At 60.3% G+C, this 21,422-nt stretch carries 25 protein-coding genes; 12 read left to right on the forward strand and 13 right to left on the reverse strand.

The window, feature by feature from the left end:
- Positions 1-97 precede the first annotated feature (97 nt).
- The 4 genes from ACM6J5_RS16765 to ACM6J5_RS16780 all read left to right on the forward strand — a co-directional run bounded on the left by ACM6J5_RS16765 (position 98) and on the right by ACM6J5_RS16780 (position 3,415).
- Positions 98-1,054 carry a LysR family transcriptional regulator gene (locus tag ACM6J5_RS16765; RefSeq protein WP_414928997.1) on the forward strand — a complete coding sequence of 319 codons (957 nt, stop codon included), beginning with the start codon at positions 98-100 and terminating at the stop codon, positions 1,052-1,054.
- Between the two features lie 67 nt (positions 1,055-1,121).
- Positions 1,122-1,583: a MarR family winged helix-turn-helix transcriptional regulator gene (locus ACM6J5_RS16770; protein ID WP_095944948.1), complete on the forward strand. Its 462-nt coding sequence runs from the start codon at positions 1,122-1,124 to the stop codon at positions 1,581-1,583.
- Positions 1,584-1,947: 364 nt separating this feature from the next.
- Positions 1,948-2,367, forward strand: coding sequence for an organic hydroperoxide resistance protein (locus ACM6J5_RS16775; RefSeq protein ID WP_150673591.1), 420 nt, complete (start codon positions 1,948-1,950; stop codon positions 2,365-2,367).
- Between the two features lie 34 nt (positions 2,368-2,401).
- On the forward strand, positions 2,402-3,415 hold the full coding sequence (locus tag ACM6J5_RS16780; protein ID WP_095944950.1) for an alpha/beta hydrolase: 1,014 nt from the start codon (positions 2,402-2,404) through the stop codon (positions 3,413-3,415).
- Positions 3,416-3,601: 186 nt separating this feature from the next.
- On the opposite strand, the gene ACM6J5_RS16785 is transcribed toward ACM6J5_RS16780, so the two are convergent.
- A complete protein-coding gene (locus ACM6J5_RS16785; RefSeq protein ID WP_028619992.1) occupies positions 3,602-4,171 on the reverse strand; it encodes an elongation factor P in 570 nt (189 codons plus the stop codon).
- Positions 4,172-4,219: 48 nt separating this feature from the next.
- Positions 4,220-5,362 carry an elongation factor P maturation arginine rhamnosyltransferase EarP gene (gene earP / locus ACM6J5_RS16790; protein ID WP_414928998.1) on the reverse strand — a complete coding sequence of 381 codons (1,143 nt, stop codon included), beginning with the start codon at positions 5,360-5,362 and terminating at the stop codon, positions 4,220-4,222.
- A gap of 124 nt (positions 5,363-5,486) precedes the next feature.
- Between earP and ACM6J5_RS16795 the strand changes: the two genes are divergently transcribed.
- On the forward strand, positions 5,487-5,897 hold the full coding sequence (locus tag ACM6J5_RS16795; RefSeq protein WP_095944952.1) for a hypothetical protein: 411 nt from the start codon (positions 5,487-5,489) through the stop codon (positions 5,895-5,897).
- A gap of 2 nt (positions 5,898-5,899) precedes the next feature.
- Complete coding sequence (locus ACM6J5_RS16800) at positions 5,900-6,382, forward strand: GreA/GreB family elongation factor (protein WP_095944953.1); 483 nt, start codon at positions 5,900-5,902, stop codon at positions 6,380-6,382.
- Positions 6,383-6,397: 15 nt separating this feature from the next.
- Here ACM6J5_RS16800 and cysB read toward each other — a convergent pair whose 3' ends face one another.
- The 5 genes from cysB to ACM6J5_RS16825 all read right to left on the reverse strand — a co-directional run bounded on the left by cysB (position 6,398) and on the right by ACM6J5_RS16825 (position 10,352).
- Positions 6,398-7,372 (reverse strand): HTH-type transcriptional regulator CysB, encoded by a 975-nt coding sequence (gene cysB, locus ACM6J5_RS16805; RefSeq protein ID WP_015094029.1) that lies wholly within the window; start codon positions 7,370-7,372, stop codon positions 6,398-6,400.
- Positions 7,373-7,485: 113 nt separating this feature from the next.
- A complete protein-coding gene (locus ACM6J5_RS16810) occupies positions 7,486-7,989 on the reverse strand; it encodes a universal stress protein (protein WP_046043379.1) in 504 nt (167 codons plus the stop codon).
- 95 nt (positions 7,990-8,084) lie between these two features.
- Positions 8,085-8,990: a 5'-nucleotidase gene (locus ACM6J5_RS16815; protein WP_046043378.1), complete on the reverse strand. Its 906-nt coding sequence runs from the start codon at positions 8,988-8,990 to the stop codon at positions 8,085-8,087.
- 25 nt (positions 8,991-9,015) lie between these two features.
- Positions 9,016-9,969, reverse strand: coding sequence for a putative 2-dehydropantoate 2-reductase (locus ACM6J5_RS16820; protein WP_150673590.1), 954 nt, complete (start codon positions 9,967-9,969; stop codon positions 9,016-9,018).
- On the reverse strand, positions 9,966-10,352 hold the full coding sequence (locus ACM6J5_RS16825; RefSeq protein WP_095944955.1) for a thioredoxin family protein: 387 nt from the start codon (positions 10,350-10,352) through the stop codon (positions 9,966-9,968). Before ACM6J5_RS16825 ends, ACM6J5_RS16820 begins: the two co-directional genes overlap by 4 nt.
- On the opposite strand from ACM6J5_RS16825, the gene ACM6J5_RS16830 reads away from it, so the two are divergent.
- Both ACM6J5_RS16830 and ACM6J5_RS16835 read left to right on the forward strand, forming a co-directional pair.
- On the forward strand, positions 10,351-10,794 hold the full coding sequence (locus ACM6J5_RS16830; RefSeq protein WP_095944956.1) for a PilZ domain-containing protein: 444 nt from the start codon (positions 10,351-10,353) through the stop codon (positions 10,792-10,794). The two genes, ACM6J5_RS16825 and ACM6J5_RS16830, sit on opposite strands and share 2 nt — an antisense overlap.
- Positions 10,795-10,981: 187 nt before the next feature.
- Positions 10,982-12,058, forward strand: coding sequence for a 3-deoxy-7-phosphoheptulonate synthase (locus tag ACM6J5_RS16835; protein WP_015094024.1), 1,077 nt, complete (start codon positions 10,982-10,984; stop codon positions 12,056-12,058).
- An 86-nt stretch (positions 12,059-12,144) separates the two neighbouring features.
- Here ACM6J5_RS16835 and ACM6J5_RS16840 read toward each other — a convergent pair whose 3' ends face one another.
- On the reverse strand, positions 12,145-12,432 hold the full coding sequence (locus tag ACM6J5_RS16840; RefSeq protein WP_007973562.1) for a GNAT family N-acetyltransferase: 288 nt from the start codon (positions 12,430-12,432) through the stop codon (positions 12,145-12,147).
- A gap of 638 nt (positions 12,433-13,070) precedes the next feature.
- Here ACM6J5_RS16840 and oprI point away from each other — a divergent pair.
- Positions 13,071-13,322: an outer membrane lipoprotei OprI gene (gene oprI, locus ACM6J5_RS16845; RefSeq protein WP_003199355.1), complete on the forward strand. Its 252-nt coding sequence runs from the start codon at positions 13,071-13,073 to the stop codon at positions 13,320-13,322.
- A 123-nt stretch (positions 13,323-13,445) separates the two neighbouring features.
- Here oprI and ACM6J5_RS16850 read toward each other — a convergent pair whose 3' ends face one another.
- From ACM6J5_RS16850 to ACM6J5_RS16860, 3 genes are all read right to left on the reverse strand, one after another.
- On the reverse strand, positions 13,446-14,420 hold the full coding sequence (locus ACM6J5_RS16850; protein WP_095944957.1) for a L,D-transpeptidase family protein: 975 nt from the start codon (positions 14,418-14,420) through the stop codon (positions 13,446-13,448).
- Between the two features lie 1,225 nt (positions 14,421-15,645).
- On the reverse strand, positions 15,646-15,939 hold the full coding sequence (locus ACM6J5_RS16855) for a hypothetical protein (protein ID WP_007991769.1): 294 nt from the start codon (positions 15,937-15,939) through the stop codon (positions 15,646-15,648).
- Positions 15,940-15,995: 56 nt separating this feature from the next.
- On the reverse strand, positions 15,996-16,601 hold the full coding sequence (locus ACM6J5_RS16860; protein WP_008049055.1) for an arylesterase: 606 nt from the start codon (positions 16,599-16,601) through the stop codon (positions 15,996-15,998).
- Between the two features lie 10 nt (positions 16,602-16,611).
- Here ACM6J5_RS16860 and ACM6J5_RS16865 point away from each other — a divergent pair, with 10 nt between their 5' ends.
- The 3 genes from ACM6J5_RS16865 to greB are packed head-to-tail and all read left to right on the forward strand — an operon-like array spanning position 16,612 to position 20,331.
- Positions 16,612-17,295: an ABC transporter ATP-binding protein gene (locus ACM6J5_RS16865; protein WP_414928999.1), complete on the forward strand. Its 684-nt coding sequence runs from the start codon at positions 16,612-16,614 to the stop codon at positions 17,293-17,295.
- On the forward strand, positions 17,295-19,799 hold the full coding sequence (locus ACM6J5_RS16870) for an ABC transporter permease (RefSeq protein WP_150673589.1): 2,505 nt from the start codon (positions 17,295-17,297) through the stop codon (positions 19,797-19,799). The genes ACM6J5_RS16865 and ACM6J5_RS16870 overlap by 1 nt, the downstream gene beginning before the upstream one ends.
- A 34-nt stretch (positions 19,800-19,833) precedes the next feature.
- Positions 19,834-20,331 (forward strand): transcription elongation factor GreB, encoded by a 498-nt coding sequence (gene greB, locus ACM6J5_RS16875; protein ID WP_007973570.1) that lies wholly within the window; start codon positions 19,834-19,836, stop codon positions 20,329-20,331.
- 3 nt (positions 20,332-20,334) lie between these two features.
- Here the strand turns inward: greB and ACM6J5_RS16880 are convergent, their stop codons facing one another.
- The gene (locus tag ACM6J5_RS16880; protein ID WP_046043367.1) at positions 20,335-20,643 is read right to left on the reverse strand and encodes a hypothetical protein; all 309 of its coding nucleotides are present in this window, start codon (positions 20,641-20,643) and stop codon (positions 20,335-20,337) included.
- 247 nt (positions 20,644-20,890) lie between these two features.
- Positions 20,891-21,325 carry a DoxX family protein gene (locus ACM6J5_RS16885; protein ID WP_150673588.1) on the reverse strand — a complete coding sequence of 145 codons (435 nt, stop codon included), beginning with the start codon at positions 21,323-21,325 and terminating at the stop codon, positions 20,891-20,893.
- Positions 21,326-21,422 lie beyond the last annotated feature (97 nt).

A 21,422-nucleotide genomic window follows, 5' to 3' on the forward strand; every position in this document is an offset into this window, starting at 1 on the left:
TGCCGTCAGGCCTTTGATCCTACGCAGTTGCTTCTGGCGCGGAAACGCACAGCATCGCACAATGGCTGTGCCAAATTCGCACAAGCGCAAACCTGCCATGAACCCCAATCAACTGACCGACCAACTGGCCTTGTTCCTCGACGTACTGGAAACCGGCAGTTTTTCCGCCGCCTCGCGCCGTCATCCGCTGACCCCTTCGGCCGTGGCACGGCGTATCGACAGCCTGGAAAGCGCGGTCGGCAGTCAGTTGTTCCTGCGCAGCACTCATGCGGTACGCGCCACCCCGGCGGGACTGGCCTTTGCCGAGCGCGCACGGCGGATTGTCGCCGAGTTGCGCCTGGCCCGGGCCGAGGCCGTGTCCCTGAGCTGCGCGCCAGAAGGCCTGATTCGTATCGATGCGCCGACAGCCTTTGGTCGGCGGCACCTGGCACCGGTAATTGCCGACTTCCTGATGCTCTACCCCGGGCTCGATGTGCAGTTGCACTTGATCGACAGCTTCGTCGACATGCAGGGCCTGAACCTCGGCAAGGTCGATCTGGTGTTGCGCGCCGGGCAATTGGCTGACACCCGGCTGGTGGCCACACCACTGGCGAGCATCGTGCGTATCGCCTGCGCCAGCCCTGATTATTTGCGGCGTCGCGGCGTGCCGATCGAGCCGTCACGGCTGATGGAACACGACGGACTCGACTGGGATGGCCTGGCCCCGCCCTTCGCCTGGCGTTTCGAGCGCGACGGGCAAATGCAGTTGCACCGGCCGGCACGGATCCGCATGAGCGCCAACAATGCCGAGGCACTGGTGTGCGGCGCATTGGCCGGACTGGGTATCGCGCATCTGCCGACCTGGCTGGCCAGCGAGTACCTGCTGCGGGGTGAGTTGCTGCCGCTGTTCTGCGACAGCGGCCTGCCGAAACCGGAAAGCGCCGGCATCTACGCCTTGCGCCTGGAACAGCAGCCCAACTCCCGCAGTCGTTTGTTGCTGGAGTACCTGAAAACCCGCTTCAGCCCGATTCCGCCCTGGGATCTGGTGCTGCAAACCCATCTGCAACGGCACTGATCAGAATTATCTGGCGCATTAAAGATTCGCCCGCTAGATTCTTGAGATCACAGATCAAGGCTTCGACATGACCACCGAGCGCAACACTCCGGACAACTGCGACAACCTGCTGCTGGACAATCAGGCCTGCTTCGCCCTGCATTCCACATCGCTGATGATGACCAAGGTCTACAAACCCTTGCTGCAAGCGCTGGGCCTGACCTACCCGCAATACCTGGCGATGATGGTGCTGTGGGAAAGGGACGGTTTGACCGTAGGTGAAATCAGCACGCGGTTGCTGACCGATCCTGGCTCGTTGACGCCACTGCTCAAGCGCCTGGAAGCCGAAGGCCTGCTCAGCCGGACCCGCAGCCGCGAAGATGAGCGGGTGGTGATCGTCGAACTTACCGAACAGGGCCGGGCCTTGCGCGACAAGGCCCGTGATGTTCCCCAGTGCATCCTTGGTGCCAGCGGGATGACCGTGGAGCGCCTGCAAAAGCTGCAAGCGGAGCTGCAGGAGCTGCGTCGCCACCTGCAAGACAGCCTCTAATTTCAAGGCCAGCACAGCCCCCTGTGGGAGCGAGCCTGCTCGCGATTGCGTTGTGACATTCAGCCTCTACGTTGACTGACACACCGTAATCGCGAGCAGGCTCGCTCCCACATTTGTTTTGCGCCAGGCCGAAAAATAGGGCTCACCACCTGTTTCTGAAAAAAATCCTTGCTGAAAAAATCCTCCTCGATAGCTCTAGCTCAACACTTCCAACCCAAACCGCCCCACAGCCTTTCGTTTTTTTCAAATGTCTTTGAAAATTTATATTGCGCACTAAACATTTGCGCGATACATTCATCTCGCACTTACTTAGCGCGCAAACATTTAGCGCAAAACAAACCAAATCCCAAACGAGGCTTTCACCATGCAAACTCTCTATACCGCAATCGCAACTTCCACCGGTGGCCGTGACGGTCGTGCGGTTTCCAGCGATAACATCCTCGACGTCAAGCTCGCCACGCCGAAAGAACTCGGCGGTGCCGGCGGCGCGGCCACCAACCCTGAGCAACTGTTCGCCGCCGGCTACTCCGCCTGCTTCATCGGTGCCCTGAAATTCGTGGCCAGCCAGACCAGGCGCAGCATCCCGAACGACGCTTCGATCACCGCCCACGTCGGCATCGGCCAGATCCCCGGCGGCTTCGGCCTGGACATTGACCTGCACATCAGCTTGCCGGGTCTTGAACAGACCGATGCACAGGCACTGGTCGATGCGGCCCACCAGGTCTGCCCGTACTCCAACGCCACCCGTGGCAACGTCGATGTGCGTCTGCACGTAACCGTCTAAGCGTTGACTACCCAGGCCCGAACAGGAAATGAACATGAACACTTTCAGCAAAGTCTTGACCGGCACCCTTCTCGCCCTGTCCATCAGCAACGCGTTCGCAGGTACCGGGGTTGAACACAACACCCAGGCATTCCTCGACGCTCTGAACGCCGGCACCGGCAAGCCGATGGAACAAATGACACCCGCCGAAGCCCGCGCCGTGCTGGTGGGCGCCCAAGCCGGGGTGAAGCTGACGCTGCCAAAAGCCGATGTCAGCCAGAAGACCATTCAAGTCGACGGCCAACCGATCAGCCTGACCATCGTCCGGCCAGCCGGGGTCAAGGGCGAGTTGCCGGTGTTCATGTTCTTCCACGGCGGTGGCTGGGTGCTGGGGGACTTCCCGACCCACGAGCGGCTGGTGCGTGACCTGGTGACGGGCTCGGGTGCAGCGGCGGTGTTCGTGAACTACACGCCGTCACCGGAAGCGCATTACCCGGTGGCGATCAACCAGGCTTACGCCGCGACCCGATGGGTGGCCGAGCACGGTAAAGAGATCAACGTCGATGGCCAGCGCCTGGCGGTAGCCGGCAACAGCGTCGGCGGCAACATGGCGGCTGTGGTTGCGCTGATGGCCAAGGACAAGGGCACACCGGCGATCAGGTTCCAGGTGCTGTTGTGGCCGGTGACTGATGCCAACTTCGAAACGGCGTCCTACAACCAGTTTGCCGAGGGGCACTTCCTCACCAAAAATATGATGAAGTGGTTCTGGGACAACTACACCACCGACGCCAAACAACGGAACGAGATCTACGCCTCACCACTGCGCGCAACCACCGCTCAGTTGAAAGGACTGCCTCCAGCGCTGGTGCAGACCGCCGGAGCCGACGTGTTGCGCGACGAAGGCGAAGCCTACGCCCGCAAACTGGACGAGGCCGGTGTGCCGGTGACCTCGGTTCGCTACAACGGCCTGATCCACGACTACGGTTTGCTCAACGTGGTAAGCCAGGTGCCAGCGGTGCGTTCGGCGATGCTGCAGGCGTCTGAAGAACTGAAACAACACTTGAAATAACACCGCCCAACTGTAGGAGCGAGCCTGCTCGCGATGGACGCCCAGACAACGCGGGCATTCAGGAAGCCCGCGTTATCGTTAACGCCCATCGCGAGCAGGCTCGCTCCTACAGGAGAACTGGATGTTACATCCAGGCACAAAAAAGCCCGACTCAATGGTCGGGCTTTTTCATTCCTCAAGCGGTGCTTATTTGGCACGGCCTTTGTAGGAACCGCCTTCGCGGGTATCGATCTCGATCTTGTCACCGATTTCGATGAAATCAGCAACTTGCAGCTCAGTACCGTTGCTCAGCTTGGCAGGCTTCATCACCTTGCCGGAAGTGTCGCCGCGAGCCGAACCTTCGGTGTAGTCAACTACGCGCACGATGGTGGTCGGCAGTTCTACGGAAACCAGACGCTCTTCGAAGAAGATCGCTTCGCAAACATCGGTCATGCCTTCTTCAACGAAAGGCAGAACGGCTTCGATGTCTTCAGCGTTCAGCTCGTACATGGTGTAGTCGGTGGTGTCCATGAACGTGTAGGTGTCGCCGCTGATGAAGGACAGGGTCGCTTCTTTGCGGTCGAGGATTACGTCGTCCAGTTTGTCGTCGGCGCTGTAAACGATCTCGGTCTTGTAACCGGTCAGCAGGTTCTTCAGCTTGGTCTTCATGATCGCGCTGTTACGACCGGACTTGGTGAATTCAGCTTTCTGAACCAGCCAAGGATCGTTTTCGAGACGAATCACGGTCCCGGGTTTCAGTTCTTTACCAGTTTTCATTGCGAATATCCGAATTTGGATGGGATTTACAAAAATCTAGGCCGCGTATCATATCCAATTTCCATAAAACTGTACCAGCGCCGTGGCAAGATCGGCCCGCAAGGCCTGTTCCTGACACCACGCCTCGGCGTGTTTTTCCAGCTCTGGCCAGTGTTTACGGGTGAATTGCCAGTGGTCGGCTATTTTTTCACCAGCGTTCCACGCGCGCCAGAGACCGCTGATCGCCTCCCGCGCAGGATCAGAAAGCCCTTTTATATAGACTTCGAGGAAGGCCTCGAGTTTGTCCAGATGGATATCTTCTTCCTGCCGGTAGATGTGCCAGAGAAATGGCCGGCCGGCCCATTGGGCGCGCACAAAGGAGTCTTCGCCGCGCACGGCATTGAAATCGCAACACCACAGCAACAAGTCGTACTGGTCCTGGCGGACGAATGGCAGCACTTGCACAGTCAAGGCATCACGCACATGCACGGCACCGGCCGCCAAACCCTCCACACCGAGCCAACGCTCGACGTCGCCGAGAATCCGCCCTTCCGGCACCAGCAGATGAGTGGCCGTAGAATCGCCAGCCATCGCATCGAGCCAACTGGCCAGCCCGGTGTTTTCGTAGGCAAACAATGAGATCAACTGCGCACCGGGAGCACGATCAATCCCCAAACCGTGCAGGAATTCTCTTTGTGCCTGTGGGTTTTGCTGAAATTGCCGACGACGCTCAAGCAACCCGCGCTCACGTAACAACCCGCCAGTGCCCTTCTGGAACCCCGGAAAGAAAAAGAACTTCTGCACGTTTTTGTACTTCACCGAGGGCAAACCGTGGCAGCCGATCACCCAGTCCTCGGCACTCAGGTAGTCGAGGTTCATCCACAGCGGCGGCTTGTCCCGTTCGACCATGGCGTCCATATAGGCGCTCGGCAATTGACAGGCAAAGGCAGCAATCACCACATCGGCGGCTTCGGTCGGCTGCCACTCGGCGGGCCATTGGCGCACTTCGACGTCGTGCTGCCACTGCCGCGCAGCATGGATGTCGATTTCCGGGCACAGGCGCTCGAACGCTCGCAGGTCATCGACCCATAGACGCACCGCCAGCCCATGTTCGGCCACCAGTTGCCGGGCCAGTCGCCAGGTCACGCCGATGTCGCCGAAGTTGTCGACCACGGTGCAAAAAATATCCCAGCGGGTTTTCATTTCAGGCATTCCAGGCTCCCGTTGGCAAAGGCGCCGATTGTCCGCATAAATTACCCCGTGCAGAAGAGCCGACGGCGATTATTCTTCATGCGACAATCGCCACTCGCCAGTGACCTTTCGCCAGGAGGCAACCATGCCCCACCGCCCCACTCAGCGCCGATCCTTCCCGATCAGCCTCAACGCCCTGCAACTGACCGGCAGCATCGCCCTCGGCATGTGGCTGGGGTTCATTGCCATCGTGCTGACCTGCTGGCTCGCTTCGCGCCTGCTTTTCAGCGAACAACTGGCACCCGTGGCGGCAGCAGTGGAGCAACTGGCCAAACCGCCGATGGAGGCTCAACCGATACCGAGCATTCCGCCACAAAGCCCATTGTTCGAGCAATATGAAGAAAACCTGCGCAAGAACGAGCAGCAGCAACGGCTCGATCAGGCGCGCGGCAGCAGTCGCAACCTGTCCAATCCAAGCTGTCAGTTCTGGTTGCAACAGGACCAGACTGCACCCAGCGAAAAAAGCCGCGCCAACGTCCTGCAATTCTGCGATTGATCATGAATAAGCAAACCGTCCACCAACTGATTCTCGACAAGCTGCGGATCGATCTCGACATCGCCGAACGGGCCGCGCAGACCGCCTACGAAACGGCGACCCACGAAGAAAACATCGCCGAGAACAAGTACGACACCCTGGGGCTGGAAGCATCCTATCTCGCGGCCGGGCAGGCCAGGCGGGTCGAGGAAATTCGCCAGTCACTGAGCCTCTGCCAGAACCTGGCCCCGCGTCCGTATGACGATCAGCGGGGCATCGAAGTGGGCGCGCTGCTCGGGCTCGAGGACGAAAAGGGGCGCGAACAATGGCTGTTTCTGGCCCCCGACGCCGCCGGCCTGAAGGTCGATCTGGTGGGGCAACTGATTACCGTCATCACCCCGCGCTCACCGCTGGGCAAAAGCCTGCTGGGCAAGTTCGAGGGCGATGAGGTGGAGATCATGGTGGCGGGCGCTCGGCAACAGTTCGCAGTCACCGAGGTGGTTTGACCGGCAGAAACGCTGTCAGTGAACGGGCAGTTCAACGCCCTCGAACAGCTCTTCCAGTTCCTGCTTGTTGTGGCACTGAATGGCCTTGGCCATGACTTCGCGGGTCAGGTGCGGCGCGAACTTCTCGATGAAGTCGCACATGAAACCCCGCAGGAAGGTGCCGCGACGGAAGCCGATCTTGGTCACGCTGGACTCGAACAGTTCACTGGCATCGAGTACCACCAGGTCGCTGTCGAGCTTGGTATCGACCGCCATTTTCGCCACGATGCCCACACCCAGACCCAGTCGAACATAGGTCTTGATCACGTCGGCGTCGGCAGCGGTGAACACCACTTTCGGCGTCAGGCCGCGATGGCTGAAAGCTTCGTCGAGTTTCGAACGGCCGGTAAAACCGAACACGTACGTCACGATCGGGTATTCGGCCAGTGCTTCGAGGGTGAGTTTCGACAGCTTGGTCAGCGGGTGGCCCTGAGGCACGACCACGCAACGGTTCCAGCGGTAGCACGGCATCATCACCAGATCACCGAACAGCTCGAGCGCTTCGGTGGCGATGGCGAAATCCACGGTGCCATCAGCGGCCATTTCGGCGATTTGCATCGGCGATCCCTGGTGCATGTGCAGGGCAACGTCCGGGTATTGCTTGATGAAATTGCTGATCACCGGCGGCAATGCATAACGCGCCTGGGTGTGTGTGGTGGCAATCGACAGGGTGCCTTTCTTCTCGTTGGAGAATTCCTGGGCGATCTGCTTGATGCTTTCAACCTTGCGCAGAATCTCGCCAGCGGTGGTGATGATGCGCTCGCCGGCCGGGGTAACGCGGGTCAGATGCTTGCCGCTGCGGGCAAAAACCTCGACGCCCAGTTCGTCTTCCAGCAGACGGATCTGCTTGCTGATGCCGGGTTGAGAGGTGTAAAGGCTTTGGGCTGTAGCGGAAACGTTGAGGTCGTGGTGCGCCACTTCCCAGATGTAGCGCAATTGTTGAAGCTTCATATGAATCCCTCAAAGCAGGTAGACGCCACGGGCATCAGCGACGATATATAACTATATTAATGGCTCGAAGAATAAATCTAGAACTTTTTTATCAGATTGCCATTATTCGTGTCCTAGCGGTCCCCTTGACGACGACGTTGCACCAGCGGCACCAGATAGACAGGCACCTTGGACAGTTGCAACACACGGGCGGCGGTTCGCCCCAAAGGCGTTTCCGCACCGGCACCGTGGCTGTGACTACCTACGATCAACAAATCCACGGAGAGTTTCTGCGCCTGGTCCAGAATCACCTGTGATGGATCGCCCTGTAGCACCCGTACTGCCTGAATCCGCTCCAGGTCGTGCTCCCCTTCATCCCCCAACTCTTCACGAAAACTGTCGAGCACCCGCTGCTCGATACTGGCGATCACCGTATTCAGGCCCTGGCTGTGAAACTCGTTCAGCGCCTGTTCATCGAGATAACTTTGCAGCACCGACTCGGCAAACAACCCCATGGGTTCAACCGCATGCACGACATACAAACCGGCATTGAAGGTCCGGGCCAGTTCCAGGGCATGCTGCATCACCACGGGCGCGTACAGGCCAAGGTCAGTGGCATACAGCATCGTACGAATCATATGACCTCCTCGACTGCCAACATGGCGGAGATTTGATTCAGCTTAGCAGTGCCTTGGCGACTGCGACGTGCGGCGCAACGCATTGAACGGCGGGCTTAAACCTTTTGCTCGTTGCTTATGCCATGGGGCACATGACCGGTGGCGACGACTTCACGGGCCAATTCGCAGTGGCCGGCCTGATCGTCGAAAAACACGTCGGCCGCGAAGGCTTCGAGAAAGGCCGATTTGGTCAGGCCGCCGAGGAACAGCGACTCGTCGAGACGGATGTCCCATTCGCGCAACGTGCGAATCACCCGCTCATGGGCCGGCGCCGATCGCGCCGTGACCAGCGCGGTACGGATCGGACAGGTGTCCTCCGGGAATTCACGCTGCAACAGGTTGAGGGCTGCGAGAAAGCCCTTGAACGGCCCACCGCGCAAGGGCTCGCGGGCGGCCTCACGCTCGCTGGCCTGGAACGCTTCCAGACCGCCGGCCTGATAAATGCGCTCCGACTCATCGGAAAACAGCACCGCGTCTCCGTCGAAGGCAATGCGCAGCTCGTCGCTGGCCGCACGGCTGGCACCGCCCGACAGAATGGTCGCCGCCGCGAACCCGGCGTCCAGTGCATTGCGTACGTCTTCGGCGTGGGTCGAGAGAAACAGGTCGCAGCCAAAGGCCTTGAGGTAGGGATACGGACTGCGCCCGCCGACAAAGGCTGCACGGGAAATGGCCAGTCCATAGTGGTCAATCGAGTTGAACACCCGCAGCCCGGTGTCGGCGCTGTTGCGCGACACCAGAATCACCTCGACCCGGGCGCGGCCGAGGCTGTTGTTGAGGTTCAGGAGTTTCTGCACCAACGGGAAGGCATCGCCGGGTTCGAGGATTTCGTCTTCATGTTCGATCTGGTATTGCCGGTAGGCTTCGACGCCACTCGACAGGTAGACCTTGTGGCTTTCGCTCAGGTCGAACAGCGCCCGCGAAGAAATCGCCAGCACCAGCTTGTCGTCAATTGCCTTTGGCATGCCCTTCCCCCTCAGGTCGGTCGACTCAGGTATTGCGTCGATCAATGAAACTCAAACTGCGATACAAGGCCTCGATGCGTGGCATCTCACACCCGGCTGCCTTCGCCGCCGCCAAAGGCCGGGCGTAGATCGCGGCCAGCTCCAGTGGCCGCTTGTGCAAGTAATCGTGGTACATGCTCGGCCAGTAGTCGGGCATCTTTTCGGTCACCATGAACAAATGCTCGGCATACCCTGCCGGTACGTCGTGCCCGCAGGCAACAGCGCCTTGCACCACTTCAGCCATCAGCGCCTTGATCAGCTCGCGGCTGTCGGCATCGGCCATCAACGGTGTAGTGCTCGCCCCCAGCAAAACCGAGAGACCGTTGTAAGGGATATTCCAGACCAGTTTTTGCCAACGCGCCTGGTGTAAATTCGCCATGGCCTGGGAGTCGAGGCCGGCGCTGCGAAACAGCCCGACGCCCTCTTCGACAATCGCGCTGCGTGCCGGCCCATCGGCGGGGCCGCTGTGATAACCCACATGCACCGCGCCCAACGCCTGATGGGTAATCACACCCGGCGCTTCACGATGGACGCAGATGTAGCAGAGCCCTCCGAGCACATGCAGCGAATCGGGGAGCAGCTCGCGCAGGCCGTCTTCCACATCCAGGCCGTTTTGCAACAGCAGTACCTTGGCGTTCGGTGCCGCCGCCTGCAGGATGGCGGGTGCCAGATCGGCGTTGTTGGTGGTTTTCGTCCCCACCAGCAGCCAGTCGCAGGGCGGCATGTCCTCAGCACTTGAATAAGCCTGCACCGGATTCAGTTTCAACGCGCCGTGGGGCGCGCTATCGACTTGCAACCCGTGCTCGGCCACGGCGGAAAATTCGCTGCGCAGCAGAAAATGCACATCAAAACCGGCACGCGCCAGCATCACTCCGTAGAAACCGCCGATTGCGCCGGTCCCGATAATGCCGATCGTCGGCCTGGCAACTGCTCCCATCATGGCAACTCCTCTGCTGTTCGACTCAGCGCCTGGCGCACGGCCCGATTGAGCTCGGTGTCGGTCAGGCGCGATTTCAGTGCTCCAAAGAATTCGCCGTCGCGAACGACAAACAGCGCCGGCAAGTGAAAGACCTGATAGCGCTCGACCACCCCTCCGTTGTTGCCCGCATCGATCCAGCACAGTCGGTCGACTGCCAGGTCGAGTGTCGGTAATTGCTCGCGGGCAAAACGGCAACCGGCGCAGCCGACACTGGTGAAAATGACCAGCGATACACCACTCATCGCCAGCAGCCGTTGGTCGGCGTCAAAATCGGTCAGTTCCAATTCGACCACTATACTGGGAGGAACAATGTCAGATGGCCGACACATGGAGTCTGTGTTCATGGGACGTTTTATTCCTCACCCTGACGATGTGCCCGTCGAATTAACGTTGCTGAAACCTGAGTGTATTTCGCGACGACAGCTGCACACTATCAGTCTCGGGGGCATGGCTTGCAATTATCACCGCGCGTGGCGCCACGGCACGGCGCTGGAGGTACGCATGCCGACGGTAAACCCGGACATGCGCTACCTGGGCTATGTCGCCTGGTGCCTGCGACGCAAGCGCGGTTACCTGGTCGGCATCGCATTCGTTGATGAACAAACGCTGTTCAGTGCCCGAATGGGCGAGCAGGTGTGCCAGATCGAACGCTACTGCCGCCTGCATGACGCCCACGAAGACTTGCAGGATATCCAGGCCCTGGCCCTCGAATGGGTCCAGGAGCATGCCGACGAGTTCTCTCACGATTCGGTGCGCAAGGCTTTTGCGCAGCCGGTGCTGGAATAGGAGCGTTCTTGACCGGTTTGCCCCTCACGGCAGGGAAACTGACTGCAAAAGCCCACCAAACCGGCGTCTGCCCATTGTCGAGCCACGGTGTAACGCGCTAAGGTTCGGCTCCCCGACGCGCTTAATTTGCTGTGCTCCGCCGCGCGGGTTCGCTGGCGGCCGGCACCCGTGACCTGACGAGTAAACGATGGCTGATTTACCGATCAACGACCTAAACGTCGCCTCCAACGAGACACTGATCACTCCCGATCAGCTCAAGCGCGATATTCCCCTGAGCGACGCCGCACTGCGCACCGTCACCAAGGGCCGCGAAGTCATTCGCAATATTCTGGATGGCACCGACCATCGCCTGTTCGTCGTCATCGGGCCCTGCTCGATCCACGACATCAAGGCTGCCCACGAATATGCCGAGCGCCTGAAGGCTCTCGCCGCCGAAGTGTCCGATACCCTGTATCTGGTCATGCGCGTGTATTTCGAGAAGCCACGTACCACCGTCGGCTGGAAAGGCTTGATCAACGACCCGTACCTGGACGACTCGTTCAAGATCCAGGACGGCTTGCACATCGGTCGCCAGTTGCTGCTGGACCTGGCCGAAAAAGGCCTGCCGACCGCCACCGAAGCCCTCGACCCGATCTCCCCGCAGTATTTGCAGGACCTGATCAGCTGGTCGGCCATCGGCGCGCGTACCACCGAATCCCAGACTCACCGTGAAATGGCGTCCGGCCTGTCCTCGGCCGTCGGCTTCAAGAACGGCACCGATGGCGGCCTGACCGTGGCGATCAACGCCCTGCAGTCGGTTTCCAGCCCGCATCGTTTCCTGGGCATCAACCAGGAAGGTGGCGTATCGATCGTGACCACCAAGGGCAATGCCTACGGCCACGTGGTGCTGCGCGGCGGCAACGGCAAGCCGAACTACGATTCGGTCAGCGTTGCGCTCTGCGAGCAGGCGCTGAACAAGGCGAAGATCAAGCCGAACATCATGGTCGATTGCAGCCACGCCAACTCCAACAAGGATCCGGCCCTGCAACCGCTGGTGATGGAGAACGTCGCCAACCAGATCCTCGAAGGCAACAAGTCGATCATCGGCCTGATGGTTGAAAGCCACCTGAACTGGGGCGCCCAGGCGATCCCGAAAGACCTCGCCGACCTGCAGTACGGCGTGTCGATCACCGACGCCTGCATCGACTGGACCGCGACCGAAAACACCTTGCGCAGTATGCATGCCAAGCTCAAGGATGTGCTGCCTAAACGCGATCGCAGCTGATCGCCTGGTTGGCGGCGCAAAAAGCGCACACAGAAAAACGCCGGGCTGAACCCGGCGTTTTTTTTATGCATTCGTTTTGTTGAAGGTCACTGACTCAGCTTGGCCGCATGCCGCTGGTGACGCTCCATGTAGCGCTCGACGTAGGAGCACGATGGAATGACGGTGTAGCCCATTTCGTCAGCGTACTCCAGCGCCTTCTCGGTCAAGGCTGCCGCAATACCGCGACCACGCAATGCGTTGGGCACGAAGGTGCGATAGATATCCAGGGTCTGTTTCCCCAGATCCATATAGGTCAGATAGGCACGATGACCGTCCACATTGGTCTCGAACTGATGACCAGCCTGGTCATGGTGGATGGACAACGCCTCGCTCATCACTACTCCTCGCGGGTCTGGAATTCCGACCCCTACCTTACCGATGTTTTTCCGGCGAAGGAACATCTACGCCACCCCGTGCCTGTATGGACACCGAGAAGAGCTGCACCGATCTCGCGCTACCGGGCACGTACAAATAGTAGGCACCATTGGCAGAAATGCTCAAGGTGCGCTCGTCATCGTGCGGATTGGCGGGTGCTGCTCCGGATCACGCAGGATTGGCTCGACCGAAGATGACTCCGGGTCGATAGCCTGTACATTGCCGGATGTTGAGACTTAAGACGAGCGCCCGTTGTTTAAGTCACCTGAACATCGAGAAAGATATTGAGAGGCGCCACACAAAAGCCGAACAAAAGTGTAGACGAATCCATGTAGGCGGACTTTAGCCCCACTGAAAAACAGCGCCATGCCATAGAAACTTTTTCTCGCCAGCTCGCTCAGCCACGGGCCTTGTAGCTGGATATTTTTTAAACAATTCGGTTAAAAGTTGCTCGAAAAAGAATCAACGCCTACAATTTTTTTTGCTTCTTGCGTCACGTCAGTTTTACTTACTACAAGTAATGGGTAGTATGTACGCCGGCTATTTCCTCAATCGGAGGAGATAGCTACTTAATAGAAAGTCCTTGAAGGGGAACACGATGAACAACGTTCTGAAATTCTCTGCTCTGGCTCTGGCCGCAGTTCTGGCTACCGGTTGCAGCAGCGCATCGAAAGAAACCGAAGCACGTCTGACCGCTACTGAAGACGCAGCTGCTCGCTCCCAGGCTCGTGCAGACGAAGCTTACCGTAAAGCTGATGAAGCTCTGGCTGCTGCTCAAAAAGCACAACAGACTGCTGACGAAGCTAACGAGCGTGCTCTGCGCATGCTGGACAAAGCTAGCCGCAAGTAATAATCCTTCGGGATTGTTATCAAGCCGACCCATTTTTTGGGTCGGCTTTTTTATTGCCCGGCGTTTCTCTAGGCAATAAAAAACCCGTCGACGCAGTCCGCGCCGACGGGCTCTTTGCCCGCGCTATTGCAGCGGGTCGATCGGCATGCTGGACACCATCGGTGCAACGCCGTTGCCCGGCACGGCGATCTCAACCGGCAGGCCGTCTTCAGCGGCGACCACATCACGCACCACATCCCAGTTCATGCGCAGGTTGTTGGTGATGTCTTCACGCTTGAGCATCGCATTGATGACTGAGGTGTGCTTGTCGACCACCGACGGGTTGCCCTTGTCGTCCAGCGGCGTGTGCGCCTCCAGATAGACCTTGCCGCCACTGAGGCCAAACTTGTACGGGTCGTTGATGATCCGCACCGACGTACCGACCGGCACCATGCCCGCCATTTCCAGCACGTTGTTGTTGAACATGCGGAAGCAACCGTGGCTGGTGCGCATGCCGATACCGAACTTCTTGTTCGAACCGTGAATCAGGTAGCCCGGTGTGCCCAGGGTGAACTTGAACGGCCCCAGAGGGTTGTCAGGGCCAGCCGGCACGACGTTGGGCAGCGGATCACCGTCTGCTGCGTGCTCGGCCTTGATCGAAGCCGGAGGCGTCCAGGTAGGGTTCGGTGTCTTGGCGGTGATGCTGGTGTGGGCAATCGGCGAGCCCCAGCCTTCACGACCGATACCCAGCGGGAACGTGTACACCACGTTCTTGCCTTTCGGGTAGTAGTAGAGGCGGTACTCGGCCAGGTTGATCACGATGCCTTCACGCGGGCCCGGTGGCAGGATGAAGCGGGTCGGCAGGATGATTTCCGTGCCGACGCCTGGCAACCAGGCATCGACACCCGGGTTGGCCGCGACCATTTCCGTGTAGCCCAGATCATAGGTGGTACCAAGGTCGGCGAAGGTATCTTCGTACTTGGCCTTGATCACCTGCACCTGGCCGATGATGTCCTCACCGGGCGGTGGCAGGGGAAGCTCCAATGCTGCGACTGGACCGGCCACAAAGAGGGCGGCAAGAGTCAGGCAGCGGGTGACGGCAGGAAAGCGCGGCAACATCCGGAAAATCCTTCGCATGATCAACAGAGATATAAGAGCGCGATTGTACACCGCTGTCTGTTATTTCGGGGAGATGGCCCGATTGCAGGCAGTGCGAGGCGATTTTGCGATTGTTCTCGGTCCCACATTGGGTCCCCCGGGTTTACTCGGGACTTGTGGCCACTGAAGATCCCTGTGGGTTGGTCCGGGCGGCGTTCCGATGATGGCTATGTGTTGGGTGATGAGTGTTTTGAGGGTGTACATATCCGTTGCTGCGGTAACGGCTACTTAGGGTTCCGCCCTTACGGCGGGTCACTTTGGAAAAGCCCCAAAGTAACCAAAAGGCTCTTGCCCCTGACATTCGGTGCCTCGCCCAGGCTCGGCATGCCCTCGCTCCGGTCCTGCTCCGTGGGCCCGCCGCCATCGGCCATCCATGGCCGGCGGCGGCTAACCCGGCATCCATGCCGGGTTGCCCACTGCGCAGAACCTGCGCTCGGCCTCACGATGGGGCGTGCACCGCAACAGCAACCGAGGCGGCCTACCGGCCGGCCTGTTTGCCGGGTGCGTTCGTCTGGGAGGTACCTGGTGACTGGCAGGCCGCCTTCGCGAGCAAGCCCGCTTCCACAGGGTCGAGGTACATCCGCCAGATTCAGGTCGGATGGCAGGTCGCTATCGCGAGCAGGCTCGCTCCCACAGGGTCGAGGTACATCCGCCAGACTCAGGTCTGCTGGCAGGCCGCTATCGCGAGCAGGCTCGCTCCTACAGTTGGGCTGGGGACATCCGAAAGGAATTGGTCGGCTGGCAGGCCGCCATCGCTCCCACAGAGAGCAGAGGCAGATCGGCGTACACCCCCCGTTCCTCACCACTCATCAGGCCGAGCGTTAGCTCGCCTGCAGCTCTTGATCTTGATCTTGATCTACCCGCCCCATCGGCAGGCTGAGTGGAGGTGTTCATCCGGGGATTGGCGCGCAGCGCCGTTCGACGCAGTCGAACTCATCGCATGTAGGTGCCAGCGAAGCCAACCGGAGGGCGATGCCCCCGGATGGATACCGCAGCGAAGGAACGCCGAGCCTAAGCGAGGGGCCGTACGTAAGGGGCGAGCGTTTTTTGCTTACTTTTTTAGGCGCTTGTAAAAAAGTGAGTCGCCGTAAGGGCGAAACCATAAGTCGCCGTTACCTAAATAACGGATATGTACACGGTCAACAAAAGCCAGATCGGCTCGAAGGCCGCCTCGACACGCGACGGATCAAAGCTCAAACCGCAATTCAGGCCAGATCGGCGATGTCCCCCGCTTCTGCGACTCAAGAATGGCCCGGCACAACGAACACAGCCGCTGGTCCTGAAACACCCGGCGATCAACACTCGACCAGCGAGGCGAAGCCGGCAACAGGCTGCCACACAGGGTCCGGTCCGCCGAACCGCCCAACTCCAGTTGACGGGTCACCAGATGCACCCTCACTTCCTGGCAGGCGAACAGATCCAGCTGTTCGTCAGGCTCGATCAGTTGATAGGCAAAGAGTGACCAGGCGGGACGCGGCATCGGGGGCTCCAAATCGGGGGCGCCACCTTAGCCGAAAGCCTGCTTCTAGAAAAGTGTCATAACAGCGGTTTTAGGGTAGGCCAGACATTTTCCAGCAACTTGTCCTGGGCCCCGGCCGCCGGGTGTATGCCGTCGGCCTGCATCAAGTCCGGATGGCCGCCCACGCCGTCGAGGAAAAACGGCACCAGCGGGATTTTTTTCTCGTCGGCCAGGTTGCTATAGACCTCGGCGAACGCCTTGGTGTAACGCGCACCATAATTAGGTGGCAATTGCATACCGAGCAGCAACACCTTGGCACCGCTGGCCCGGGAGCTGTCGATCATCGAAGCAAGATTTTGTTGCAATTGAGTTGGCAGCATCCCGCGCAGGCCGTCATTGCCGCCCAACTCGAGGATCACCAGTTCCGGTTTATGCTCTGCAAGCAGCGCGGGCAGGCGCGCCTGACCTCCGGCACTGGTGTCGCCACTGATGGACGCATTGATCACTTTGTCGTCGAAACCTTCGCGCCTGAGCCGTTGCTCAAGCAGCGACACCCACCCCAGCCGGGTATCCAGCCCGAAACCGGCGCTGATACTATCGCCAACGATCAGGACTGTACCCGCCGCTGCGTTTTGGGCCATACACATCAAGGCCAGGCCAGCACTCAAAAACCACACACGCATCGGACTCTCCATGGGCGCAAGCATTCTCATCGCGAAGGACCTTAGCAAAGTGGTTCCCAGCGCGGAAGGTGAACTGACCATCCTGCACCAACTCAGCCTGGAACTGAACAAGGGCGATAGCCTGGCCATCGTCGGCGCTTCCGGCTCCGGCAAGTCCACCCTGCTGGGTCTGCTCGCCGGCCTCGACCTGCCGAGCAGCGGCGAAGTCACTCTCGCCGGGCAAGGCCTGAGCAACCTCGATGAAGACCAGCGTGCGCGCATCCGCGCCGAGCACGTGGGTTTTGTCTTTCAGTCGTTTCAACTGCTCGACAGTCTCAATGCCCTGGAAAACGTCATGCTGCCGCTGGAGCTCGATGGCCGCAAAGACGCCCGCGAACGCGCCACCCAATTGCTGCAACGGGTGGGCTTGGGCCAACGCCTGACGCACTCGCCGCGCCAGCTCTCCGGTGGCGAGCAACAACGCGTGGCGATTGCCCGCGCGTTTGCCGCCGAGCCGGATGTGCTGTTCGCCGACGAACCGACCGGCAACCTCGACAGCCATACCGGTGAGTGCATCAGCGACTTGCTGTTCGAGCTCAACCAGGAGCGCGGCACGACCCTGGTGCTGGTGACACACGATGAACGCCTGGCCCATCGCTGCCGGCGCCTGATCCGTCTTGAAGCCGGCCTGCTGGTCGCCCCTCTGGAGCCTTGATGGCACGTCTGCCGCTGTTGCGCCTGTTCAGCCTCGCCATCCGCCAATTACTGCGCGATGCTCGCGCCGGTGAATTGCGCGTGTTGTTTTTCGCCTTGCTGGTAGCCGTGGCCGCCAGCACAGCCATTGGTTATTTCGGCGCGCGCCTGAACGGTGCCATGATGCTGCGCGCCACCGAATTCCTCGGTGCCGACCTGCTGCTCGAAGGCAGTTCGCCTGCGCGCCCCGAACAGATAAGAAGCGGCACCGAACTGGGTCTGGAACACGCTCAAGTGGTGGAGTTCTCCAGCGTCATCGCCACCGACAACGGCATCCAGTTGTCCAGCATCAAGGCGGCCGACGGCACCTACCCGCTACGGGGCGAATTGAAAAGCGCGCCCTCACCCTATGCCACGGAAATAGTCGGTGGCGGACCGCAACCCGGTGAAGCCTGGGTCGAGGCACGCCTGCTGACCGCCCTGGACCTGAAGATCGGCGACAGCATCGATGTCGGCATGAAAACCCTGAAACTGGCGCGGGTGCTGACCTACGAGCCCGATCGCGCCGGCAATTTCTACAGCCTGACGCCGCGAGTGCTGATCAACCTCGACGACCTTGCGGCCACCGGCGTGGTGCAGCCCGGCAGCCGGGTCAGCTATCGCGAATTATGGCGAGGCAACGCTCAGTCCCTCGAGACCTATCGGCAACTGATCAAACCGGGGCTCGCCGCCAACCAGCGCTTGCAGGACGCCCGCGACGGCAACCGGCAGATCGGCGGCGCCCTGGGCAAGGCCGAACGTTACCTGAACATGGCCAGCCTGGTGGCGGTGTTGCTGTCCGGCGTGGCCGTGGCGCTGTCGGCAACCCGTTTCGCCACCCGTCGGTTCGATGCCAGTGCCTTGCTACGCTGCCTCGGGCTGTCGCGCCGGGAAACCATGGTGTTGTTCAGCTTGCAACTGACCGTGCTCGGGCTGCTGGCCAGCATCAGCGGCGCCCTCCTCGGCTGGCTCGCACAGCTGGGGTTGTTTGCCCTGCTGCATGACTTGTTGCCGACCGACGTGCCTCCCGGCGGGCTGTTTCCAGCCATTGCCGGGATCGGCACCGGACTGGTGGCGCTGGCCGGATTCGCCTTGCCGCCTCTGGCGGCTCTGGGCCGGGTTCCGCCATTGCGCGTGCTGCGCCGGGACATGCTGCCGATCCCCTCCAGCACCTGGATGGTCTACGGCGCAGCGCTGGGCGCCCTCGGCCTGATCATGTGGCGCCTGAGCCTGGACCTGGTGCTGACCTTTGCCCTGCTTGGCGGCGGTGTGGTTGCAGCGCTGGTGCTGGGCGGCTTGTTATTGCTGCTGTTGAAGAGCCTGCGGCGCATGCTGGCGCGTGCGTCCCTGCCCTGGCGCCTGGGACTGGGCCAATTGCTGCGTCATCCCCTCGCTGCCGCGGGCCAGTCCCTGGCGTTCGGCCTGATTCTGCTGTCGATGGCGCTGATTGCGCTGCTGCGCGGCGAGTTGCTGGACACCTGGCAGAACCAGCTGCCGAAAAACGCACCGAACTACTTTGCGCTGAACATCCTGCCGGCGGACAAACAGGCCTTCACCGATCACCTGATTGCCGTGTCGGCGCAATCGGCTCCGCTGTACCCGGTGGTGCCCGGGCGCTTGATCAGCATCAACGGCGAGCCGGTGCAGCAAATCGTCACCAAGGAATCGGCAGGTGATCGGGCGATCCAGCGCGACCTGAGCCTGACCTGGGCCGCGGACCTGCCGGCGGGCAACAAGCTCACGGCCGGCAATTGGTGGAACGAACAGACGCCGGACGATGTTCCAGGCGTGTCGGTAGAGGGCAAGGTCGCCGAAAGCCTGAAGATCACGCTCGGCGACCACCTGGTTTTCAGCGTTGGCGGGGTCAATCGCGAGGCGAAGGTCACCAGCCTGCGGGAGATCAACTGGGACAACTTCCAGCCGAACTTCTTCATGATCTTTCAACCCGGCACCCTCAAGGATCTGCCGGCGACCTACCTGACCAGTTTCTATCTGGCACCGGGTCACGATCAGCAGATTGTCGACCTGTCCCGCGCCTTCCCGGCGGTGACCATCCTGCAGGTCGAAGCCTTGCTGGAGCAACTGCGCAGCATCCTCGCCCAGGTGACCCTGGCGGTGGAGTACGTGTTGTTGTTCGTGCTGGCGGCGGGGATGGCGGTGCTGTTCTCCGGCCTGCAAGCGACGCTGGATGAGCGCATTCGCCAGGGCGCGTTGCTGCGTGCGCTGGGGGCGGAGCGGCAATTGCTGGTCAAGGCTCGACGTATCGAGTTCGGTTTGCTCGGCGCAGTCAGTGGCTTGCTGGCGGCGCTGGGTTCGGAAGTGGTGAGTTGGGTGCTCTACCGCTACGCCTTTGACCTGCCGTGGCATCCGCATCCATGGCTGTTGTTGCTGCCACTGCTGGGCGCCGTGCTCATTGGCGGTGCCGGGGTGTTCGGCACCCGTCGGGCATTGAACGCCAGCCCACTGACAGTCCTGCGCGAGGGTTGATAGACTCCTGACATCCTCACCACAAGAAGCTGTCATGAGCCGTTACCGCCCTCCCCGCACCGCTGGCACCGCGCTGATCACCCCCGAAGGTGAAGCGCGGATGCGCGCCGAGTTCCATGAGCTGTGGCATGTACGTCGGCCCCAGGTTACCCAGGCTGTCAGCGAAGCCGCGGCCCAGGGTGATCGTTCGGAGAACGCCGAATACACCTACGGCAAAAAGATGCTGCGCGAAATCGACAGCCGCGTGCGTTTTCTCACCAAACGCCTGGAAGCGCTCAAGGTTGTCAGCGAAAAGCCCAGCGATCCGAACAAGGTCTATTTCGGCGCCTGGGTCACGATCGAAGACGAGGATGGCAAAGAGTCGCGCTACCGCATTGTCGGGCCCGATGAACTGGACCTCAAGCAAGGCCTGATCAGCATCGACTCGCCCCTGGCCCGCGCACTGATCGGCAAGGCACTGGACGCCGAAGTCCGGGTCCAGACACCGACCGGTGAACAGTGTGTGTACATTGTGGCGATCGACTACCCGTGAGCTTTAACGCCGGGTAATCAACCCTTGCCGGGCAACGCGGGTCAGTTGCCGGATCACTTCAGGCGCATCTTCGAGGCTGGGGGATTGAATCACTGCCAGATCGAAACTGTCGTCGGCGAAACGAGCGAGGGACTCACCGTCTTCGACAAACTGGATCAGGAAGGCAGCGGGACCGCCGGTACGACGTGGCCAACCATCGAGATAACGCAAGAGCGTCGGCTGATGTTTGCCACCAAGCAGGATTTTTGGATTGCGCTGGGTCAGGTGTGCCGTGATCGGCGCGGGACGTACAACGGCGTTTAGTGCATTCATTGGGTCGTGTCTCTGCCTCAAAAGTCTGCATGGCAGGTGAGAGGCAACACCGAACCAGCGCTTTAGCGGTATTTCGAAGCCTGTTCCGGCTTCTATCGGCAACTGGATGAGTCACCTGGCGCCCCGCAAGTAGCTGTTTAAATCGGCGCATGAGCAACATCCTAGAGAAGCTGACTGGACAGTGTCAAGAATGACGCTCAACAAAAAAGGCCCGCGCAATGCGGGCCTTTTCGTTGAGCCAGAGCGGTCAACCAGCGATGGCGCGGTCCGCCGAGAGTTTGCCCGCACCTTCGATCAATACTGCGATACTGCCACCGAGCAACGCCAGGGCGAACTCATAACCGTTGTTGGCCATGAACAGACCGTTGCTGATATGCACCGAGAAAATCGCGACCAGCGACAGGAAGATCAGGCCCAGCGCGGCCGGGCGAACCAACAAGCCGATGATCAGGGCCAGGCCGGCGAAGAATTCGGTGCCGCCCGCCAGTGCCGCCATCAGGTAACCCGGCGCCAGTCCGATGCTTTCCATGTACTGCCCGGTTCCAGCCAGACCATAGCCGCCGAATGCCCCGAAGAGTTTCTGCGAGCCGTGAGCGGCGAAAATAATGCCGACCACGATGCGCAGAACAGTCAGGCCGTAACCAGCGCGGGTAGACAGTACCTTGTTGATCAGAGTGCTCATGCTGTTTCATTCCTTGTAAGTGTGTGTTGGTTGGCCGCTATATTAATCAGTTAATTACATGTTAAAAGCGCAAAAAACCCACCATTACAATCAGATT

The organism is Pseudomonas sp. IT-P74 (assembly GCF_949768175.1).
Taxonomy (GTDB): Bacteria; Pseudomonadota; Gammaproteobacteria; order Pseudomonadales; family Pseudomonadaceae; genus Aquipseudomonas.

Coding starts and splice junctions, on each gene's coding strand:
- ACM6J5_RS16775 (WP_150673591.1), top strand. CDS start 1,948: ATGCAAACTCTCTATACCGCAATCGCAACTTCCACCGGTGGCCGTGAC.
- ACM6J5_RS16830 (WP_095944956.1), top strand. CDS start 10,351: ATGGGACGTTTTATTCCTCACCCTGACGATGTGCCCGTCGAATTAACG.
- ACM6J5_RS16885 (WP_150673588.1), bottom strand. CDS start 21,325: ATGAGCACTCTGATCAACAAGGTACTGTCTACCCGCGCTGGTTACGGC.
- ACM6J5_RS16765 (WP_414928997.1), top strand. CDS start 98: ATGAACCCCAATCAACTGACCGACCAACTGGCCTTGTTCCTCGACGTA.
- ACM6J5_RS16820 (WP_150673590.1), bottom strand. CDS start 9,969: ATGATGGGAGCAGTTGCCAGGCCGACGATCGGCATTATCGGGACCGGC.
- ACM6J5_RS16800 (WP_095944953.1), top strand. CDS start 5,900: ATGAATAAGCAAACCGTCCACCAACTGATTCTCGACAAGCTGCGGATC.
- ACM6J5_RS16860 (WP_008049055.1), bottom strand. CDS start 16,601: ATGCGTGTGTGGTTTTTGAGTGCTGGCCTGGCCTTGATGTGTATGGCC.
- earP (WP_414928998.1), bottom strand. CDS start 5,362: ATGCCTGAAATGAAAACCCGCTGGGATATTTTTTGCACCGTGGTCGAC.
- cysB (WP_015094029.1), bottom strand. CDS start 7,372: ATGAAGCTTCAACAATTGCGCTACATCTGGGAAGTGGCGCACCACGAC.
- ACM6J5_RS16855 (WP_007991769.1), bottom strand. CDS start 15,939: ATGCCGCGTCCCGCCTGGTCACTCTTTGCCTATCAACTGATCGAGCCT.
- ACM6J5_RS16810 (WP_046043379.1), bottom strand. CDS start 7,989: ATGATTCGTACGATGCTGTATGCCACTGACCTTGGCCTGTACGCGCCC.
- ACM6J5_RS16825 (WP_095944955.1), bottom strand. CDS start 10,352: ATGAACACAGACTCCATGTGTCGGCCATCTGACATTGTTCCTCCCAGT.
- ACM6J5_RS16840 (WP_007973562.1), bottom strand. CDS start 12,432: ATGAGCGAGGCGTTGTCCATCCACCATGACCAGGCTGGTCATCAGTTC.
- ACM6J5_RS16815 (WP_046043378.1), bottom strand. CDS start 8,990: ATGCCAAAGGCAATTGACGACAAGCTGGTGCTGGCGATTTCTTCGCGG.
- ACM6J5_RS16850 (WP_095944957.1), bottom strand. CDS start 14,420: ATGTTGCCGCGCTTTCCTGCCGTCACCCGCTGCCTGACTCTTGCCGCC.
- ACM6J5_RS16835 (WP_015094024.1), top strand. CDS start 10,982: ATGGCTGATTTACCGATCAACGACCTAAACGTCGCCTCCAACGAGACA.
- ACM6J5_RS16880 (WP_046043367.1), bottom strand. CDS start 20,643: ATGAATGCACTAAACGCCGTTGTACGTCCCGCGCCGATCACGGCACAC.
- oprI (WP_003199355.1), top strand. CDS start 13,071: ATGAACAACGTTCTGAAATTCTCTGCTCTGGCTCTGGCCGCAGTTCTG.
- ACM6J5_RS16865 (WP_414928999.1), top strand. CDS start 16,612: ATGGGCGCAAGCATTCTCATCGCGAAGGACCTTAGCAAAGTGGTTCCC.
- ACM6J5_RS16785 (WP_028619992.1), bottom strand. CDS start 4,171: ATGAAAACTGGTAAAGAACTGAAACCCGGGACCGTGATTCGTCTCGAA.
- greB (WP_007973570.1), top strand. CDS start 19,834: ATGAGCCGTTACCGCCCTCCCCGCACCGCTGGCACCGCGCTGATCACC.
- ACM6J5_RS16795 (WP_095944952.1), top strand. CDS start 5,487: ATGCCCCACCGCCCCACTCAGCGCCGATCCTTCCCGATCAGCCTCAAC.
- ACM6J5_RS16770 (WP_095944948.1), top strand. CDS start 1,122: ATGACCACCGAGCGCAACACTCCGGACAACTGCGACAACCTGCTGCTG.
- ACM6J5_RS16780 (WP_095944950.1), top strand. CDS start 2,402: ATGAACACTTTCAGCAAAGTCTTGACCGGCACCCTTCTCGCCCTGTCC.
- ACM6J5_RS16870 (WP_150673589.1), top strand. CDS start 17,295: ATGGCACGTCTGCCGCTGTTGCGCCTGTTCAGCCTCGCCATCCGCCAA.